The 16,622-nt window shown below is 69.3% G+C and carries 13 protein-coding genes; 6 read left to right on the top strand and 7 right to left on the bottom strand.

Features of this window, described 5'->3' with window-relative positions:
- The first annotated feature begins 51 nt into the window (after window positions 1–51).
- Complete coding sequence (locus F1C12_RS08150) at window positions 52–1,293, top strand: acyltransferase family protein (protein ID WP_258046177.1); 1,242 nt, start codon at window positions 52–54, stop codon at window positions 1,291–1,293.
- A gap of 134 nt (window positions 1,294–1,427) precedes the next feature.
- Here F1C12_RS08150 and F1C12_RS08145 read toward each other — a convergent pair whose 3' ends face one another.
- Genes F1C12_RS08145 through rfbB form a run of 3 tightly spaced genes read right to left on the bottom strand, consistent with a single transcriptional unit; the run spans window position 1,428 to window position 4,424 of the window.
- Complete coding sequence (locus tag F1C12_RS08145) at window positions 1,428–2,576, bottom strand: glycosyltransferase family 4 protein (RefSeq protein WP_185278266.1); 1,149 nt, start codon at window positions 2,574–2,576, stop codon at window positions 1,428–1,430.
- Entirely contained in the window at window positions 2,548–3,435 is an 888-nt protein-coding gene (gene rfbD / locus F1C12_RS08140) for a dTDP-4-dehydrorhamnose reductase (protein ID WP_185278265.1), read from the bottom strand. Before rfbD ends, F1C12_RS08145 begins: the two co-directional genes overlap by 29 nt.
- Window positions 3,435–4,424: a dTDP-glucose 4,6-dehydratase gene (rfbB, locus tag F1C12_RS08135; RefSeq protein ID WP_185278264.1), complete on the bottom strand. Its 990-nt coding sequence runs from the start codon at window positions 4,422–4,424 to the stop codon at window positions 3,435–3,437. Before rfbB ends, rfbD begins: the two co-directional genes overlap by 1 nt.
- Before the next feature lie 71 nt (window positions 4,425–4,495).
- On the opposite strand from rfbB, the gene F1C12_RS08130 reads away from it, so the two are divergent.
- From F1C12_RS08130 to F1C12_RS08120, 3 genes are read left to right on the top strand one after another with little or no spacing between them, the layout of a single operon-like run.
- A complete protein-coding gene (locus tag F1C12_RS08130) occupies window positions 4,496–5,101 on the top strand; it encodes a dTDP-4-dehydrorhamnose 3,5-epimerase family protein (RefSeq protein ID WP_185278263.1) in 606 nt (201 codons plus the stop codon).
- Window positions 5,102–5,116: 15 nt separating this feature from the next.
- Window positions 5,117–5,974 carry a glucose-1-phosphate thymidylyltransferase RfbA gene (gene rfbA, locus F1C12_RS08125; RefSeq protein WP_185278262.1) on the top strand — a complete coding sequence of 286 codons (858 nt, stop codon included), beginning with the start codon at window positions 5,117–5,119 and terminating at the stop codon, window positions 5,972–5,974.
- Window positions 5,975–6,014: 40 nt separating this feature from the next.
- Window positions 6,015–6,974, top strand: a complete 960-nt coding sequence (locus F1C12_RS08120; RefSeq protein ID WP_185278261.1) for a class I SAM-dependent methyltransferase — start codon at window positions 6,015–6,017, stop codon at window positions 6,972–6,974.
- 37 nt (window positions 6,975–7,011) lie between these two features.
- On the opposite strand, the gene F1C12_RS08115 is transcribed toward F1C12_RS08120, so the two are convergent.
- The 4 genes from F1C12_RS08115 to F1C12_RS08100 all read right to left on the bottom strand — a co-directional run bounded on the left by F1C12_RS08115 (window position 7,012) and on the right by F1C12_RS08100 (window position 11,263).
- Entirely contained in the window at window positions 7,012–7,887 is an 876-nt protein-coding gene (locus tag F1C12_RS08115) for a glycosyltransferase family 2 protein (RefSeq protein WP_185278260.1), read from the bottom strand.
- Window positions 7,884–9,128, bottom strand: a complete 1,245-nt coding sequence (locus tag F1C12_RS08110) for an ABC transporter ATP-binding protein (protein ID WP_258046176.1) — start codon at window positions 9,126–9,128, stop codon at window positions 7,884–7,886. Before F1C12_RS08110 ends, F1C12_RS08115 begins: the two co-directional genes overlap by 4 nt.
- A gap of 29 nt (window positions 9,129–9,157) precedes the next feature.
- Window positions 9,158–10,024, bottom strand: a complete 867-nt coding sequence (locus tag F1C12_RS08105; RefSeq protein WP_258046175.1) for an ABC transporter permease — start codon at window positions 10,022–10,024, stop codon at window positions 9,158–9,160.
- A gap of 117 nt (window positions 10,025–10,141) precedes the next feature.
- On the bottom strand, window positions 10,142–11,263 hold the full coding sequence (locus tag F1C12_RS08100; protein WP_219732692.1) for a glycosyltransferase family 2 protein: 1,122 nt from the start codon (window positions 11,261–11,263) through the stop codon (window positions 10,142–10,144).
- A 158-nt stretch (window positions 11,264–11,421) separates the two neighbouring features.
- On the opposite strand from F1C12_RS08100, the gene F1C12_RS08095 reads away from it, so the two are divergent.
- On the top strand, window positions 11,422–13,917 hold the full coding sequence (locus tag F1C12_RS08095; RefSeq protein ID WP_185278257.1) for a glycosyltransferase: 2,496 nt from the start codon (window positions 11,422–11,424) through the stop codon (window positions 13,915–13,917).
- Window positions 13,918–14,066: 149 nt separating this feature from the next.
- Entirely contained in the window at window positions 14,067–16,499 is a 2,433-nt protein-coding gene (locus tag F1C12_RS08090) for a hypothetical protein (RefSeq protein ID WP_185278256.1), read from the top strand.
- The last annotated feature ends 123 nt before the right edge of the window (window positions 16,500–16,622 follow it).

Here is a 16,622-nt window from a genome sequence, read left to right as displayed (position 1 = left end):
CTGAACAGGTCACAGGAACCCCCCAGCGCAACCCGGTACCGTCGCCCGCCTATGACGGGTACTGGTGGAAGCGTGGACGAGAAGACGGTGACGAAGAACGGTGGACGACTGACAGCCCTCGACGGGCTCCGCGGACTCGCGGCGGTCGTGGTCCTCTTCCACCACGCCCTGTACACCAACCCCGAGTTCCCCGGGGCGCCGGGCGGCGGTCACGCCCCCGTCGGCTCCTTCATGTGGTGGATCAGCTACACGCCGCTCAAGCTGGCCTCGGCCGGTGTGGAGTCCGTGATCGTGTTCTTCGTGCTGTCCGGGCTCGTGGTGACGCTGCCTGTCGTGCGTCGTCGCGGCTTCGACTGGGTGGCCTACTTCCCGCGCCGCGTGGTGCGGCTCATGGTGCCGGTCGCGGCGTCGGTCGTGCTGGCGGCGGCGTGGGTCGCCGCCATCCCGCAGGTGAGTACGCAGCCGAGCGGCACCTGGCTCAGCAACTCCTCGACCCCGAACTTCTCGTGGGAGTACATCGTCAAGGCGATCGACCTCCTCGGCGGCGACGGCCAGATCAACAACCCGCTGTGGTCGCTGCGCTGGGAGCTCGCCTTCTCGCTGCTGCTGCCGGTGTTCGCGATCGCGGCGCTCGCTGTGCGCAAGTGGTGGATCGGCGGTCTGGCGCTGGCCTGCGCTCTGACCTGGCTCGGCGCGCACGCCGGGTCGGGCGAGCTGGAGTACTTCCCGGCCTTCTTCGTCGGCGCGATCATCGCGGTGCGCCTCGACGTCGTCCGCAACGCCGCCGACCGGATCAACAGGCGCTGGTTCCGTCACCCGCTATGGGCGGGGCTCACCGTCGGGAGCGCGCTGCTGCTCATCGCGCCATGGCTCGTCGGGCCGGGCGTCGGGAGCATCCCCGAGCTCGACAACGTGCTGAAGGGGCTCGTCCCGCTGGCGGCGGCGGGCCTGGTGGTCGCCGCGCTCGGCTGGAAGCCGCTGCGCGTGGTGTTCGAATCGCGCCCGTTCCAATTCCTCGGCGCCATCTCGTTCAGCCTGTACCTGGTGCACGTGCCGATCATCCTGTTCAGCACCTACCTGTTCGCCGGGCAGGCCTGGTACGTGCCGCTGCTGTTCGCCATCCCGCTCGCGGTGCTGGTCGCGGTCGGCTTCATGTGGCTGATCGAGAAGCGCAGCCACGGCTGGTCCAAGGCGGCCGGCGAGTGGGCGTCTGCCCGCTACCGCGCCTGGTTCGGCCGCGAGGAGGACGCCGAGCGCGAGCCCGCGTCTGCGGCCACATCCACCCGCGCCTGACCCGCACACATTCGGCACGAATCGCGCCTTTCGCGCGCGCATTCGCGACATTCGTCACGAATCGCGTGGCGCGACATTCGTGACGAATCGCGGGAATGGCGCGCGGATTCGCGACATTCGTGACGAATGGTGCGTCAGAGGTCGGCGTGCAGCTGCCAGACCCGCTCCGCGGAGTCGCGCCAGCTGAACGCGCGTGCGCGGTCGGACGCGAGCACGCCGAGCCGGCCGCGCAGGTCGCCGTCGTCCAGCACGCGGCCGATCGCGCCGGCGAGGCGCTCGCTGTAGCCGCCGTCGTCCTCCGCGGAGGCGGGACGCTCCACGACCAGGCTCGCGCCGGCGGCCACCTCCACCAGCGCGGGGTCGTCGGAGTGGATGACCGGGAGGCCGAACTTGAAGGCCTCCACGATCGGGAGGCCGAAGCCCTCGGCCAGGCTCGGGTAGACGAACAGCGTCGCCCGGTCGAGCACGACGGCGAGGTCGGCGTCGTCCAGCCGGCCGAGCGCGCGCACGCGGTCCTCCGGGAGTCCGGCCGCGGCGGCGACGCCGGTCGCCGTGCCGTCGCCGTAGCGGTCGGGGCCGGCGATGAGCAGCGGGATGTCGTGGGCCTCCGGCCGCGCGACGGCGCGGATGAGCGGCGCGATGCCCTTGCGCGGCATGATCGAGCCGAGCGTGAACGCGTACTCCGGCGGCAGGCCGAGCCGCGCCGCGCGCTCGTCGGCGTCCGCCGGGAGCCGCAGGGTGGTGGCGGGAGCTCCGCCGATGACCCGGATGCGGTCGCCGAAGTCCAGCGAGTCGGCGAGGCTGTTCGCGACCGCGTGGGTGGGGACGACGATCGCGTCGGCGTGCTTGCGTGCGCGCTTGGCCATCGACTTCGTCCACATGACCGTGGTGGCGCCCAGCGACTCGGGGTGCGTCCAGGCGAGCGCGTCGTGGATGGTCACGGCCACCTGGTCGCCGTCGTTGAGGGTGTCGTGCTTGCGCAGCGGCGCGAGGAGGCTCGGCGCGTGCACCATCCCGCGGACGCCGCCCACGGCGATGCCGGACTGCCAGGCGAGCGAGAGCTCGCGCCGGGCGAGCGGCAGCCGCACGAGGTCGGCGAGGCCGGGGAGCGCGGCGCGCAGCTCGTCGAGCTGTTCGTCGGGGACGTTCGACACGTACGCGCGCACCTCGCAGCCGGCGGGTGCGGTGGCGATCAGCTGACGGGTCAGCTCCTCGGTGTACCGGCGGGCTCCGCCGGTCTCGGCCGAGGTGAGCTCATCGACCACCACGCTGAGTGTCGTCATTCGTCTCCAGGTCCAGGACTCCCTGCCGTGCGGCGTCTGCCAGGGCGGCCTCCCACGACCGCATCGGCGTCAGTCCGGCCTTCGCCCAGGCCCCGTGAGCGAGCACGGAGTAGGACGGTCGGGGGGCGGGACGGACGAACGTCGCGCTGTCGGTCGGTGTGACCCTATCAGGGTTCAATCCGGCCGCGCTGAAGACCGCCTTCGCGAATTCGAACCAGCTGGCCTGGCCGGAATTCGTGCCGTGGTAGACCCCGGAGGGGGCGTCGGACTCGAGGAGGGCGACGATCTGGTCGGCGAGGTCTCCGGTCCACGTCGGCTGGCCGAGCTGGTCGGCGACGACGCTCACCGTCTCGTGGCTGCCGGCGAGCTTCACCATGGTCCGCGCGAAGTTGGCGCCGCCCGCGCCGTAGAGCCAGGCGGTGCGCACGATGTAGGTGCCGTCGGGGTGGGCCGCGAGCGCGAGCTCCTCGCCTGCGGCCTTGGTGCGGCCGTACGCGTTGATCGGATCGCGCGGGGTGTCCTCGGCGTAGGGCTCGCCGGCGTGGCCGTCGAACACGTAGTCGGTGGAGACGGTCACGTAGCGCGCGCCGGCCGCCGCGGCGGCGACGGCGAGGTTCTCCGTGCCGAGCGCGTTGATCGCGTAGGCCTCGTCCTCGTGCGTCTCGGCGTCGTCCACCTTGGTGTACGCGGAGGCGTTGACGACGGCGTCGTGACCCGCGACCGCGGCGATCGCCGCGTCGCGGTCGGTCACGTCGAGCTCGGCGCGGCCGAGCGCCGTCACCTCGTGGCCGTGCGCTGCCAATGCCTTCTGCAGGTCCTGCCCGAGCTGTCCGTTCGCTCCCGCGACGAGGACGCGCATCAGTTGTCCAGGGCGGCGCGGGCCTTCAGCGGCTCCCACCAGTCGCGGTTGTCGCGGTACCACTGCACCACGTCGGCGAGGCCCTGCTGGAACGGGACCAGCGGCTCGTAGCCCAGCTCGTTCTGGATCTTGGAGATGTCGACCGAGTAGCGCAGATCGTGGCCGAGGCGGTCGGCGACGCGGTCGACGTACGACCAGTCCTTGCCGGTCGCGTCGAGCAGCAGCTGGGTGAGCTCCTTGTTGGTGAGCTCGGTGCCGCCGCCGATGTTGTAGATCTCGCCGGCACGGCCGTTCACGAGGACCATCGCGATGCCGCGGGTGTGGTCGTCGACGTGCAGCCAGTCGCGGATGTTGTTGCCCTCGCCGTACAGCGGTACGTGCTTGTCGTCGATCAGGTTGGTGACGAAGAGCGGGATGACTTTCTCAGGGAAGTGGTACGGGCCGTAGTTGTTCGAGCAGCGCGTGATCGACAGGTTGAGGCCGTGCGTGCGGAAGTAGCTGCGGGCCAGGAGGTCGCTGCCGGCCTTGGAGGCCGAGTACGGCGAGTTCGGCTCCAGCGGGCGGTCCTCCGCCCAGGAGCCCTCTGCGATCGAGCCGTAGACCTCGTCGGTGGAGACGTGCACGAAGCGCTCGACCTTGTTGCGCAACGCCGCGTCGAGGAGCTGCTGCGTGCCGAGCACGTTGGTCTCGACGAAGATCGACGCGTCGCGCACCGAGCGGTCGACGTGCGACTCCGCGGCGAAGTGCACGACGGCGTCGATCGTCGGGAACAGCTCGTCCAGGAGGCCGCCGTCGCGGATGTCGCCCTTGATGAAGGTGTAGCGGGGCGAGTCGGCGACCGGGGCGAGGTTCGCCAGGTTTCCGGAGTAGGTCAGCGCGTCCAGGACGACGACCTCGGCGCCCTCCAGGCCCGGGTAGGCGTCCTGCAGGGTGCGGCGGACGAAGTTGGAGCCGATGAACCCGGCGCCACCGGTGACGAGAATCTTCATGCGGATGGGCTGCTTTCTGTCGGTGAACCGGCGTCGAGTCTACCGTGAGCCCGCATTGGTAGACTCCCGGGGTGCAGATCCGAGAGCTTTCGATCCCCGACGCGTATGAAATCACCCCAGTGCAGCACGCGGACGACCGCGGCCTGTTCTTCGAGTTCTACCGGTTCGACCGGCTGGAGGAGGCCGTCGGCCACTCCCTCGACCTCAAGCAGGGCAACACCTCGGTGTCGCGCCGCGGGTCCGTCCGCGGCATCCACTTCGCCGACATCCCGCCCAGCCAGGCCAAGTACGTCATGGCTCCGCGCGGTGCTGTGCTCGACTTCGTGATCGACATCCGGGTCGGCTCCCCGACGTTCGGGAAGTGGGACTCCGTGCTGCTGGACGACACCGACCGCCGGGCGATCTACGTCGCGGAGGGCCTCGGCCACTGCTTCGTCGCCCTGACCGACGACGCCACCGTGAGCTACCTGGTGACCGACGTCTACAATCCGGGACGCGAGCACGGGATCGACCCGCTGGACGGCGATATCGCCCTCGAGTTCCCCGTGCCCGCGGAAGACCTCCTGCTGTCCGCCAAGGACACCGACGCCCCCGGCCTCCTGCAGGCGAAGGAGAGCGGGCTGCTTCCCACCTGGGACGCGGCGCGCGCCTTCTACGCCTCGCTGGACGACAAGTAAGGACGACCACTCACCATGCGCGGAATCATTCTGGCCGGCGGCTCCGGCACGCGACTCTGGCCGATCACCAAGGGCATCTCGAAGCAGCTCATGCCCATCTACGACAAGCCGATGGTCTACTACCCGCTGTCGACCCTGATGATGGCGGGCATCAACGAGATCCTCATCATCACCACCCCCGAGTACAACGAGCAGTTCCGCGCCCTCCTGGGCGACGGCTCGCAGCTCGGCATCCGGCTCGAATACGCCGTGCAGGCGTCGCCGGACGGGCTGGCGCAGGCGTTCATCATCGGCGAGGAGTTCATCGGCGACGAGTCGGTGGCGCTCGTGCTGGGCGACAACATCTTCCACGGCACCGGCCTGGGCTCCGCACTGCGTCAGCACACCAGCATCGACGGCGCTCTCATCTTCGCTTACCAGGTGAGCGACCCGACCGCGTACGGCGTCGTCGAGTTCGACGACAACTTCACCGCGCTGTCCATCGAGGAGAAGCCGGCCGAGCCGAAGAGCAAGTACGCCGTCCCCGGCCTCTACTTCTACGACAACTCGGTGGTGGAGATCGCGAAGACGATCGAGCCGAGCGCGCGCGGCGAGCTGGAGATCTCCACGGTCAACGAGCGCTACCTCCAGGCCGGCAAGCTGCAGGTGCAGGTGCTCGACCGCGGCACCGCGTGGCTCGACACCGGGACGTTCGAGTCGATGATGCAGGCGTCGGAGTACGTGCGCGTCATCGAAGACCGGCAGGGCTTCAAGGTCGGCTGCATCGAGGAGGTCGCCTGGCGAGCGGGCTGGATCGGCGACAACGAGCTGCGCGCTCTGGCGCAGCCTCTCCTGAAAAGCGGTTACGGTAGGTACCTGGCCGCCCTCGTCTGATCCGCCCCTCTGCTTCGTTGCGGCCGAAAAGGAGACGTTGATGTCCTGGCCCCGCGTTGGTCGGCGTGTGCTCGCGCTGGCTCTCCTCGTCGTCGTTCTGGTGACCGTCGCCGGTTCGATCCTCGCCGTCGTTCTCCAGACCGACGCCTGGCTCACCGCGGCGCTGGCAGTCGACCTCGTCGTCGTCGGCGCGGTGCTCACGCGTTCGCAGCACAACCTGGCCAACGAGCTGGCGCAGCGCCAGGTCGAGCGCGACAGCCGGCTCGAGGCGGCGCTGGCAGGGCTGTCCGCCGTCGTCGCGGAGCACGTCGCCTATGAGCCGGGCAAGCCGCTCGACCTGTTGCGCCGCGACGTTCAGCGCGACGTCTCTGCCATGCTCGCGCTGAGCCGGCTGCTCCCCGACGCCGGCGCGGTCCCCGCGCCGGGAGGGTGGGCTGCGACCCCGGAGACGCTGCTCGCGCTGGTCGGCCGCATCCTCGACGCCGAGGACATCGACACGGTCGTCGAGTGCGGCAGCGGGACCTCGAGCGTGTGGATCGCGCTCGCGCTCGCGCAGCGGGGCTCCGGCCGGTTGATCTCCCTGGAGAACTCTCCCGAGTACGCCGACGCGACCCGGACAGCGCTCGACCGGCTCGGCCTGTCCGCCTGGGTCGACGTCCGTGTCGCCCCGCTGGAGACCGTGTCGCTGGATGGCGAGGACGTCCTGTGGTACTCGCCGGAGGCCCTCGGCGGCATCGATGACGTGTCCGTCCTGTTCGTGGACGGGCCGCCCGCGCACTTCGGAGAGCGAATGCGCTATCCGGCCGTCCCTCTGCTGGCCGACCGGCTCGCGGACGGCGGGTGGGTCCTGCTCGACGACGTCGACCGGCCGGACGAGCAGGAGATCGAGGCGGACTGGCTGGCTCGGCCGTGGAGCGGAGCGACCTTGCGCCGGGTATCGGCGACGGATCGTGCCGCGGTGCTCGAGGTCGAGCGCGCCTCCGTCAACGCCGACGTCTGAGGCTTCTTCGCAGCGCCCGGCGTGGCGCCGGCGCTGATCAGTCTTGAAGCCCGTCGGCCGCCGCTTTCCGCACCCGGCCGGTGAGCCAGTGCGCTCGAACGCGGAGCCCCGCTTTGAGCGCGACACGAAGCGGCGCGAGCCACGGGCCCGAGTACACCTCGGACAGGTAGAGGTAGGCGCTGTCGTGGTGGGCCGCATCCATCGACGCGCTCGCGCCGGAGGTGGAGTGGCCTCCGTGATGCGTCGCCCGGGCGGCCGGGACGTAGAGGTTCTGCGCGCCGGCCAGACCGATGCGCCGGCCGAGATCGACATCCTCGAAGTACATGAAGTAGCGCTCGTCGAAACCGTGAACGCGTTCGAAGACCGTGCGCCGGGTCAGCAGGCACGCACCGGAGAGCCAGCCCACGGCGTGCGGGCGCCCGTCGGCGAGAGTCGAGCGGTAGCTGCGGGTCCACGGGTTGGAGGGCCATGCCCGCGAGAACAGCGCATGGCCGATCCCGGTGCCGAGCGAGGGGAGCGGTCTCGCCGACGGGTACAGCGTGCCGTCGTCGTTGAAGATCGAGGGGCCGAGCGATCCCGCCATCGGCGTCTCCTCCGCGACGGCCAGGAGCCGGCTGAGCGAGTCGGGCGCGAAGACGAGGTCAGGGTTGACCAGCAGGTAGTAGTCGGCCGGCTCGCCGCTGGCGACCCCGCGGTTCATCGCGCTGCCGTAACCCACATTCTCGGCCAGGGGGAGCACCCGCGCTCCGAAACGGTCCGCGATCGCCCGCGTCGCCTCGATGTCGCGCGACGCGTTGTCCACGACCACGATCTCGGAGGGGACGACACCGGCGCCCGCGAAGGAGGCGAGGAACTCTTCGAGCACGCCCGACGAGTTGTACGTCACCGTGACGACCTTGATCGTCACGCTCATCGCGATACGGACTCCCCGGGACCGATGGCGGTGAACTCGGGCTCCAGATAGGAGGTGCCGGTGGCCTTCGGATAGTAGGCGACGTTGAAGGCGACCGCTTGAGGGTGGTCGGCCAGGTGCCGGTTCGAGCGGTCCAGCATCGAGACATTGATGAAGTACTTGCCGGTGCCCAGCTGGACGTTCCGCAGCGTGAACTCGACCGTGTACTGGCCCTCGAACGGCTCCAGGTCGACACCGATCAGGTCGCTCCTGGTGCCGAAGACCACCTGACCTGACGCATTGTCCATCTGGATGGCGGCGATCCATTCCGGGCTGTGGCCCGGGTGCTCGAAGGTCGTCCGGACGACGAGGTCGTCGCCGTGCTCGACGGCGTCGTCCTTCGAACGCCCCACCGCGTGCACCGACGTCTCGACCACCCGCGGCACCTCGACCTTCGTCTCGGGGGAGACGTGGCGCTGGAGGTCGTCCATCCGGCGCTCCTCCAGGATGTCCCGGAACCGGGCGACCGCCTCGTGCGCTTCGCCGTTGTAGACGACCTCGCCGCGATTGAGCAGGATCGCCTGGTCGCACAGCTCCATCACCTGGCCCAGCGAGTGGGTCACCAGGATGATGGTGCGGCCCTCCTGCTGGAAGCTGCGGATCTTGTCGAGGCACTTGCGCTGGAACGCCTCATCGCCGACGGCGAGCACCTCGTCCACGAGCAGGATGTCGGGATCGGTGTGCACGGCGACCGCGAAGGCGAGACGCACGTACATGCCGGACGAGTAGAACTTGACCTGCGTGTCGATGAAGTCGCCGATGCCGGAGAACTCCGCGATGTCGTCGAAGCGCTCCTCGGTCTCCTTGCGGGTGAGGCCGAGGATGGCGGCGTTGAGGAACACGTTCTCGCGGCCGGTGAGGTCGGGGTGGAATCCGGCGCCGAGCTCGAGGAGCGCTGCGATGCGGCCCCGTCGCGAGACCGTGCCGCTCGACGGGTCGATGATCCCGCCGATCACCTTGAGCAGCGTGCTCTTGCCGGAGCCGTTGTGCCCGATCAGCCCGATCGTCGTCCCGGCCTTGATCTTCGCGGACACGCCGCGGAGGGCCCAGAAGTCCTCGCGGTGCTTGCGCCCGGCGCGGCCGAGCGTGACCAGCCGCTCCTTGAGGGAGTTGTCCTTGCGGATGATGAAGCGCTTGGTCACGTCATCGAGCACGATCACGTCGGGGCGCCCGCTCAGCGCCTCCGGGGTGCGTCCAGCCATTGTCCTGTCGCCTGTCTGCGTGCCGTCCGTCATAGCGCCTGCGCGAAGTTTCCCTGAAGGCGTGTGAAGACGCGGTGGAAGATCACGATCAGCACCAGCCCGATCACGGCGGCGATCGCCAGGCGGAGCATGAGGCCGGCGGGGTACTCGGCCGTGCCCTGGCCGCCGATCCAGAGCGATCGCTGGAAGCCGAGCACCGACAGGGTGATCGGGTTGTTGGTGTAGATCTCGAGGAGCCACGGCGACTTGATGACGCTCTTCACCATCTTCCAGGAGTAGACGATGGGCGACGCCCACATCAGCACCATCAGCGCGACGTCGACGAGGTACTGGATGTCGCGCATGTAGACGTTGAGCGCCGCCAGCAGCAGGCCGAACGCGAGCGAGTAGATGACGATCACCAGGAACGACGGCACGAGATAGACGATGTCGGGCGTGATCGGGAACCGTCCGAGGACCAGCGTCGCGACGAGCAGGATGCCGAACTGGATGGCGAAGTTGAAGAGGGCCGAGCCGAGGCTGGCGAGCGGGAAGATCTCGCGCGGAAGGTAGATCTTCTTGATCAGCCCCGAATTGCCGACGATCGAGCCGGTGGAGCCGTTCACGACCTCGCTGAACAGCGTGTACGCCGTCAGGCCGGAGAAGATGTAGATCGCGAAGTCCGGGATGCCGCGGGCGGCGCCGAGGAACTGCCCCATCACCACGTAGTAGATGAGCAGCTGGGTCAGCGGGCGCACCAGCGACCAGAGGAAGCCGAGCGCGCTGTCCTTGTAGCGGGCCTTGAGGTCGCGGCGGATCAGCAGGTCGAGCATCTGCCGCTGGCTCCAGATCTCGCGCAGCGAGCCCCACGACGCACCGAACGACGGCCCGCTCGAGCCGACGGTCTGCAGGGGCATCGACTCGAGGGATGCGTATCGAGCGCGACGCTGCTCAGCGTCGGAGAGGGATGGAGTAGTCATGGGCAGCAGACAGCTTACCTCGACCGATCCTGGCTATCCCCTGCGCGCTCGCGCTCACAGGGGACGGCGTACCCGGCGATCGATCCAGTTCATGGCCTTGATCACTTTGCGGTTGCGCTCGAGGTCGAGCTCGTGCGCGAGCTCGGCGATCCGGGAGTCGCGCTCCTGCACGTCGGCGAGGAGGCCGTCGATGCGCTGCTTGCCCTCGTCCACGTAGCCGAGGAGCTCCGCCTCGCGCCCGCGCGCGGCGTCCGCGGCCTCCGCCGCGCGGATGTCGAGCCCGGCGATCACGGGGCCGTACTCGGCGGCCGCGCGCAGCTCGGCCGCGTCGAGCGGCGAGTCCGGCACCGGCGAGACGGCGGACAGGCTCACGCGATCGTCGCGGACGAGCTCTCCGGACTCCAGCCCGCGCGCCGTCTCCTCGGCGTCCGGGTGGCGCAGCACGTAATAGGCGAACAGCGTGCCGGCCTTCAGCCGCGCGTACTCGCGCATTCCGTGGTGGTTCGGGCTCGGGAGGAGATCGGGGTTGGCCTCGTACGCGCGCCCGGCGTTCTCGACCTTGGTCGCGAACTGCGACCACGAGCGCCACGGGAAGTGCAGCACCTCGAGAGCGAGCCCGTCCGGCACCGAGCCTGCGCCCTTCAGGTTGACGAAGTGATTGCCCTGGGCGACCTCCACGTCGGCGGACCCGATGTGCACGGCGTCCGGGGTGGAGTGGTCCCTGAGCCCGATCCGACGCAGCCGCTCGACGGGGCGGAGGTCGCGCACGGTCAGCCGCTGCAGGCCGCTCCCCGTCGCCGCCGGGTCGCCGGTCATGTCGATCACGGGAACGGTGAAGGTCGTCAGCGCGGGGTCCAGAGCCGCGAACGTCTCCGCGAGGGACGCGGCGGCGCCCGCGCGGGGGAACCAGAACTCGTCGGCGTCCGCGTTGACGACCCAGTCCGCTCCGTACCGGGTGTACGCGTCGCGAGCCATCCCGGTCACCACGGAGAACTGCTGCTTGCGGTGCACCGGGTCGTGACGGAGGTCGATCGCCGAGCCGAACGACTCGAGGATCTCGGTCGTCCCGTCCTTCGAGCCGTTGTCGGTGACGATGATGCGATCGATGCCCTGGGCGAGGTGGTGCTCGATCATCGGGCCGATGATGTCCGCCTCGTCGCGAACCATCACCGTCATGCACACAGTTGTCATGTTGGGTCGAGCACCTTTTCTGTCGGGTGACTCAGATTCTCTCATGATGCCTGCTCCGCCGGTTCACCGCGGAGGGAGCGTTGGTAGACTCCGGGACGGTTCGAAAGACGACAAGCCACGGAAAACATGAGGTTCGGAGACAGATGAAGAAGCGGCGCACTGGTGTGGTCTCGGTGGTCCTTGTCAACTTCCGCGGAGCGGACGACACCATCGAGTGCGTCACCCGCCTGCGCGAGACCGACTGGCCGTCCGAACTGCTGGAGATCGTCGTCGTCGAGAACGGCTCGGGCGACGACAGCCTGGAGAAGCTGCGGGCGCTGGGCGACGACATCGTCCTGATCGACTCCGGGGCCAACCTCGGCTTCACGGGAGGCTGCAACCTCGGCGTCTCCAAGTCGACGGGCGAGTTCGTCGCGTTCCTCAACAACGACGCGAAGCCGCACAGGGAGTGGATCCGGACGGCGATCGAGACGTTCGGGACCGGGCGCGACATCGGGGCCGTCGCCAGCAAGGTCCTCGACTGGGACGGCGCCGACGTCGACTTCGTCGACGGCGCGATCACCTGGTACGGGATGGGCTACAAGCCGCACGCCGGTGAGCAGGACCGCGGCTCGTGGGACGTCGAGAAGGACGTGCTCTTCGGGACGGGCGCGGCGATGTTCATCCGCGCGGAGGTCTTCGAGCAGCTCGAGGGCTTCGACGACGACTACTTCATGTTCTACGACGACGTGGACCTGGGCTGGCGGCTGAACCTCGCCGGCTATCGCTTCCGCTTCCAGCCGGCGTCGCTCGCGTACCACAAGCACCACGCGTCGATGAACAAGTTCGGCAACTTCCGCGAGGAGTACCTCCTCGAGCGCAACGCCCTCTACACGCTGTACAAGAACCTCGGCGACGAGCTGCTGGACGACACCTTCGCGGCCGCGCTGCTCCTCGCCGTGCGGCGCGCCGTCGGCCGCGGGCAGCTCGACTCCACGCAGTTCGACCTCCGCAACCCGGGCGGCGACGACCAGCGCACCCTCGACGTCCCCAAGTCGACGATGGCCGGCGTCTTCGCGATCGACCGGTTCGTGGAGCTGCTGCCGCAGATGACCGAGAAGCGACGGGCGATCCAGGCGTCGCGCCAGCGCACCGACCGCGAGCTGCTGAAACTCTTCGGCAAGATCGACGAGCCCGCGTACCCCATCGAGTCCTACCTGGATGGCTACGCGAAGATCGTCGACAGCCTCGAGGTGCTGGAGAACGCGGGCCGCCGGCGCCGGGTGCTGGTGATCACCGGAGACCCGATCGGGGTCCGGATGGCCGGGCCGGCCATCCGCTCGTGGCACATCGCGGGGGAGCTCGCGCAGGAGCACGACGTCCGCCTGCTGTCGATGACCTCCGTCGCGCCGATGGACGCCCCGTTCGAGCTGGCCACGATCTCGCACCACCACCCGTCGAGCGTGTCCGAGCACGAGAAGTGGGCCGACGTCATCGTGCTGCAGGGGAACGCGCTCGCGCTCTTCCCGGCTCTGGCCAAGACGAAGAAGATCCTCGTCGTCGACGTCTACGACCCGATGCACCTGGAGCAGCTCGAGCAGGGCAGGAACAACACGTTCCGGCAGTGGAACAAGCAGATCGGCGACGCGACCACCACGCTGAACCAGCAGCTCGAGCAGGGCGACTTCTTCCTCTGCGCGAGCGACAGGCAGCGGCACTTCTGGCTCGGGCAGCTCGCCGCGCTCGGCCGCATCAACGCGTACACCTACTCCCGCGACCCCGAGCTGGACTCGCTGATCGCGGTCGCGCCGTTCGGCATCCCATCCGAGGACCCCGAGCAGACCGAGCACGCGATCCGCGGAACGGTCCCGGGCATCGGCGAGAACGACAAGGTGATCGTCTGGGGCGGCGGCATCTACAACTGGTTCGACCCCCAGACGCTGATCCGTGCCGTCGGGTCCCTCTCGGAGCGGCACCCCGACATCCGGCTGTTCTTCATGGGCGTGAAGCACCCCAACCCCGACGTCCCCGAGATGGAGGCCGTGGCGCAGGCGCGTGCGCTCGCGCAGCAGCTGGGCCTGCTGGGGACCCACGTCTTCTTCAACGAGAGCTGGGTCCCGTACGAGCAGCGTCAGAACTACCTGCTGGACGCCGACCTGGGCGTCTCGACCCACTTCCAGCACGTCGAGACCACCTTCTCGTTCCGCACCCGCATCCTCGACTATCTCTGGGCCGGGCTGCCGATCGTGACCACGAGCGGCGACTCGTTCGGCGACCTCGTCGCCCAGGAGGGGCTGGGCGCCGCGGTTCCCGAGCAGGATGTGGACGCCCTCTCGGACGCGATCGAGGAGTACCTCTTCGACGCGGAGGCCGTCGCCTCGGCGCGCGCCGCCGTCGCGCGGGTCCGCGAGGACTTCCGCTGGAGCCGCGCGCTGGCGCCGCTGATCGAGTTCTGCCGGCGCCCGGTGCGCGCCGCCGACAAGGAGGTGGAGGCGAAGTCCCACACCGGCGCGATCAAGAAGGTCCAGATCACGCCGCGCACGGGCATCCGCCGCGACTTCGACCGGGCGGCCTACTACCTCCGCGAGGGTGGTGTCTCCGCCGTCGTCGAGCGCTACCGGGCCAGGGTGGAGCGGCGCAGGCAGTCGGCGCAGCCCTGATCCTCGCCCCCCGAAACGGGGGCGACGCGCTCGGCGTGTGCGGGCCTTGAAATGCAAGTAATCAGCGCGCGGAGCCCTAGGGTGAAAGAAAGCTTTCGTCCTGCGGGTCTCACTGGGGCCATTCAGCTCACCGGGTGAGGAGAACCGGAATGACGCCCAAACGCGTCCTCGCGTGCTTCGTCGCGGTCCTCCTCGTCGTGTCCGCGGCCGTCGCGGGCGGCTGGGGCCCATCCGAACGGGCGAGCGCCCTGGACGGCTCCCAGTTCGATCCCGGTCTGATAATCTCCGACGCGAACTTCTACGACGGCAACGCCATGAGCCAGGCCGACATCCAGACGTTCCTGAACGGCAAAGCCGGGTGCGGCAACAGCCTGTGCCTGACGTCCGGGCAGTTCGCCTCCTCCAGCAAGGCCGCCGACGCGATGTGCCAGGCGTACTCCGGCGGGGGCACCGAGTCGGCGGCGGCCATCATCTTCAAGGTGCAGCAGGCGTGCGGCATCAGCGCCAAGGTGATCCTCGTCACCCTGCAGAAGGAGCAGGGTCTCGTCACCACCTCCGCGCCGTCGACGAACCAGATCTACAAGGCCATGGGCTACGCGTGCCCGGACACGTCGGCGTGCGACACCGCCTATTACGGTCTCTTCAATCAGGTCTACAACGCCGCGCACCAGTTCGTCCGGTACGGCAACCCGCCGGGCACGTCGAACTACTTCACCTGGTTCCCGGTCGGCACGCCCACGGTCGTGCCGTACAGCTCGACGCCTCCGCCGGGGTGCAAGGCGGCGCCGGCCATCACCATCAAGAACAAGGCCACCGCGGCGCTCTACTACTACACGCCCTACCAGCCGAACGCAGCGGCGCTCGCCAACCTGTACGGCGGGGGCGACGACTGCTCCAGCTACGGCAACCGCAACTTCTGGGTCTACTACAACGACTGGTTCGGCGACCCCGTCGGCTCCCACGATCCCATCGGCAACGTCGAGCTCCTCACCGGAGCACCCGGCACCGTGCGGGTCGCCGGCTGGGCGCTCGACCCCGACACGTCGTCGCCGATCGCGGTGCACGTCTACGTCGGATCGGTCGGGACACCGATCTCGGCGGACCGGACGCGCACCGATGTCGGCGCGGCGTATCCGGGCCTCGGCGACCAGCACGGCTTCGACGCCACATTCCCCGTGACGCAGAGCGGGCCTCAGCAGGTCTGCGTCTACGCGATCAACTCCGGACGCGGCGGGACCGTGATCCTGACCTGCCAGACGCTCACGCTGTACGGCGGATCGCCGCTCGGCCAGGCGGACGCGGCAACGCTGAACTCCGACGGCACGGCGACGGTGACCGGCTGGGCGTTCGACCCTGACGTCGTCGCTCCCATCCCGGTGCACCTGTACGTCGACGGCGTCGGGACGCCGTACACGGCAGACAAGAGCAGGCCGGACGTCGCCAAGCTCTACCCCGCCTACGGCGCGAACCACGGCTTCCAGCTCACGACGGCGGTCCTGACGCCGGGCAGGCACACGCTGTGCCTGTACGCGATCAACACCGGCTCGGGCGGGAACGTCGCGCTCGGCTGCCAGGACGTCGTGCGTCCCGGCGCCATCCCCGACCTCAACCGCGCGCCGGTGGGCGGAGTGGAGCTCGTCTCCAGCACCGGCTTCAGCATCCGCGCGGCGGGCTGGGCACTCGACCCGGACACCGCGGCCCCGATCGCCGTCCACATCTACGTGGACAGCCAGGGGACACCGGTCACCGCCGACCTCGCCCGGACCGACATCGGACGGCTGTACCCGGACAACGGGCCGAGGCACGGCTTCGACGCGACCGTCACGACGACCGCGGGCAAGCACTCCGTGTGCGTCTACGGCATCAACAACGCAGCGGGAGGCAACAGTCTCTTCGGCTGCACGACGGTCTACGTCCAGGGCGCCGTCACCGAGCAGCAGCGGGCGCCGATCGGCAACTTCGAGGCGGCGACCGCCGGCGGAGCGGGGATCAACGTGGCCGGGTGGGCGATCGACCCCGACACCGTGGCGCCCATCCCTGTACACATCTACGTCGACGGCGCGGGAACCCCGTACACCGCGGACAAGACGCGCACCGATCTGCCGCGGGTCTACCCGGACTACGGCGGCGACCACGGCTTCTCCGAGACCGTCCCCGCCGGGAGCGGCTCCCACAACGTGTGCGCGTACGCGATCAACAACGGAGCGGGCGGCAACACCTTCCTCGGCTGCAAGACCGTCGTCGTGCCGGTGACGACGGTCGACCGCGGGCGCCCCCCGGTCGGCAACCTCGAGCTCGTCCAGGCGTCCGCCGGCAAGGTGCGCGCCGCCGGCTGGGCGCTCGACCCGGACACCGCCGACTCGATCAGCGTGCACATCTACATCGACTCCGCGGGCACCCCGATCACGGCGAACCTGTCACGGACCGATATCGCGGCCGCGTACCCCGGGTACGGGCCCCTGCACGGCTACGACGCCACCGTGCCGGCCTCCGCGGGCCGCCACACGGTCTGCGCGTACGGGATCAACACAGGTCCGGGAGGACATACTCTTCTGGGCTGCGGAACGGTCACGGTCCCATGACGAAGGCGGACACCCGAACCGGTAGGGTACATATGCGCCGCCGTGGCCGCGCGACCTCTTCGCCCACCCTTCCACCCGTCCAGAACGAGCAGCCTCCGATGAATCCCACTTCGCGCCGTCGCG

This window comes from Leifsonia shinshuensis, from assembly GCF_014217625.1.
GTDB classification, from domain to species: Bacteria; Actinomycetota; Actinomycetes; order Actinomycetales; family Microbacteriaceae; genus Leifsonia; species Leifsonia shinshuensis_A.
The sequence above is the reverse complement of the archived record's forward strand: the minus strand, read 5'-3'. Positions and strand labels throughout refer to the sequence as shown.

Coding starts and splice junctions, on each gene's coding strand:
- F1C12_RS08150 (WP_258046177.1), top strand. CDS start 52: ATGACGGGTACTGGTGGAAGCGTGGACGAGAAGACGGTGACGAAGAAC.
- F1C12_RS08145 (WP_185278266.1), bottom strand. CDS start 2,576: ATGACGACACTCAGCGTGGTGGTCGATGAGCTCACCTCGGCCGAGACC.
- rfbD (WP_185278265.1), bottom strand. CDS start 3,435: ATGCGCGTCCTCGTCGCGGGAGCGAACGGACAGCTCGGGCAGGACCTG.
- rfbB (WP_185278264.1), bottom strand. CDS start 4,424: ATGAAGATTCTCGTCACCGGTGGCGCCGGGTTCATCGGCTCCAACTTC.
- rfbA (WP_185278262.1), top strand. CDS start 5,117: ATGCGCGGAATCATTCTGGCCGGCGGCTCCGGCACGCGACTCTGGCCG.
- F1C12_RS08120 (WP_185278261.1), top strand. CDS start 6,015: ATGTCCTGGCCCCGCGTTGGTCGGCGTGTGCTCGCGCTGGCTCTCCTC.
- F1C12_RS08115 (WP_185278260.1), bottom strand. CDS start 7,887: ATGAGCGTGACGATCAAGGTCGTCACGGTGACGTACAACTCGTCGGGC.
- F1C12_RS08110 (WP_258046176.1), bottom strand. CDS start 9,128: ATGGCTGGACGCACCCCGGAGGCGCTGAGCGGGCGCCCCGACGTGATC.
- F1C12_RS08105 (WP_258046175.1), bottom strand. CDS start 10,024: ATGCCCCTGCAGACCGTCGGCTCGAGCGGGCCGTCGTTCGGTGCGTCG.
- F1C12_RS08100 (WP_219732692.1), bottom strand. CDS start 11,263: ATGACGGTGATGGTTCGCGACGAGGCGGACATCATCGGCCCGATGATC.
- F1C12_RS08095 (WP_185278257.1), top strand. CDS start 11,422: ATGAAGAAGCGGCGCACTGGTGTGGTCTCGGTGGTCCTTGTCAACTTC.
- F1C12_RS08090 (WP_185278256.1), top strand. CDS start 14,067: ATGACGCCCAAACGCGTCCTCGCGTGCTTCGTCGCGGTCCTCCTCGTC.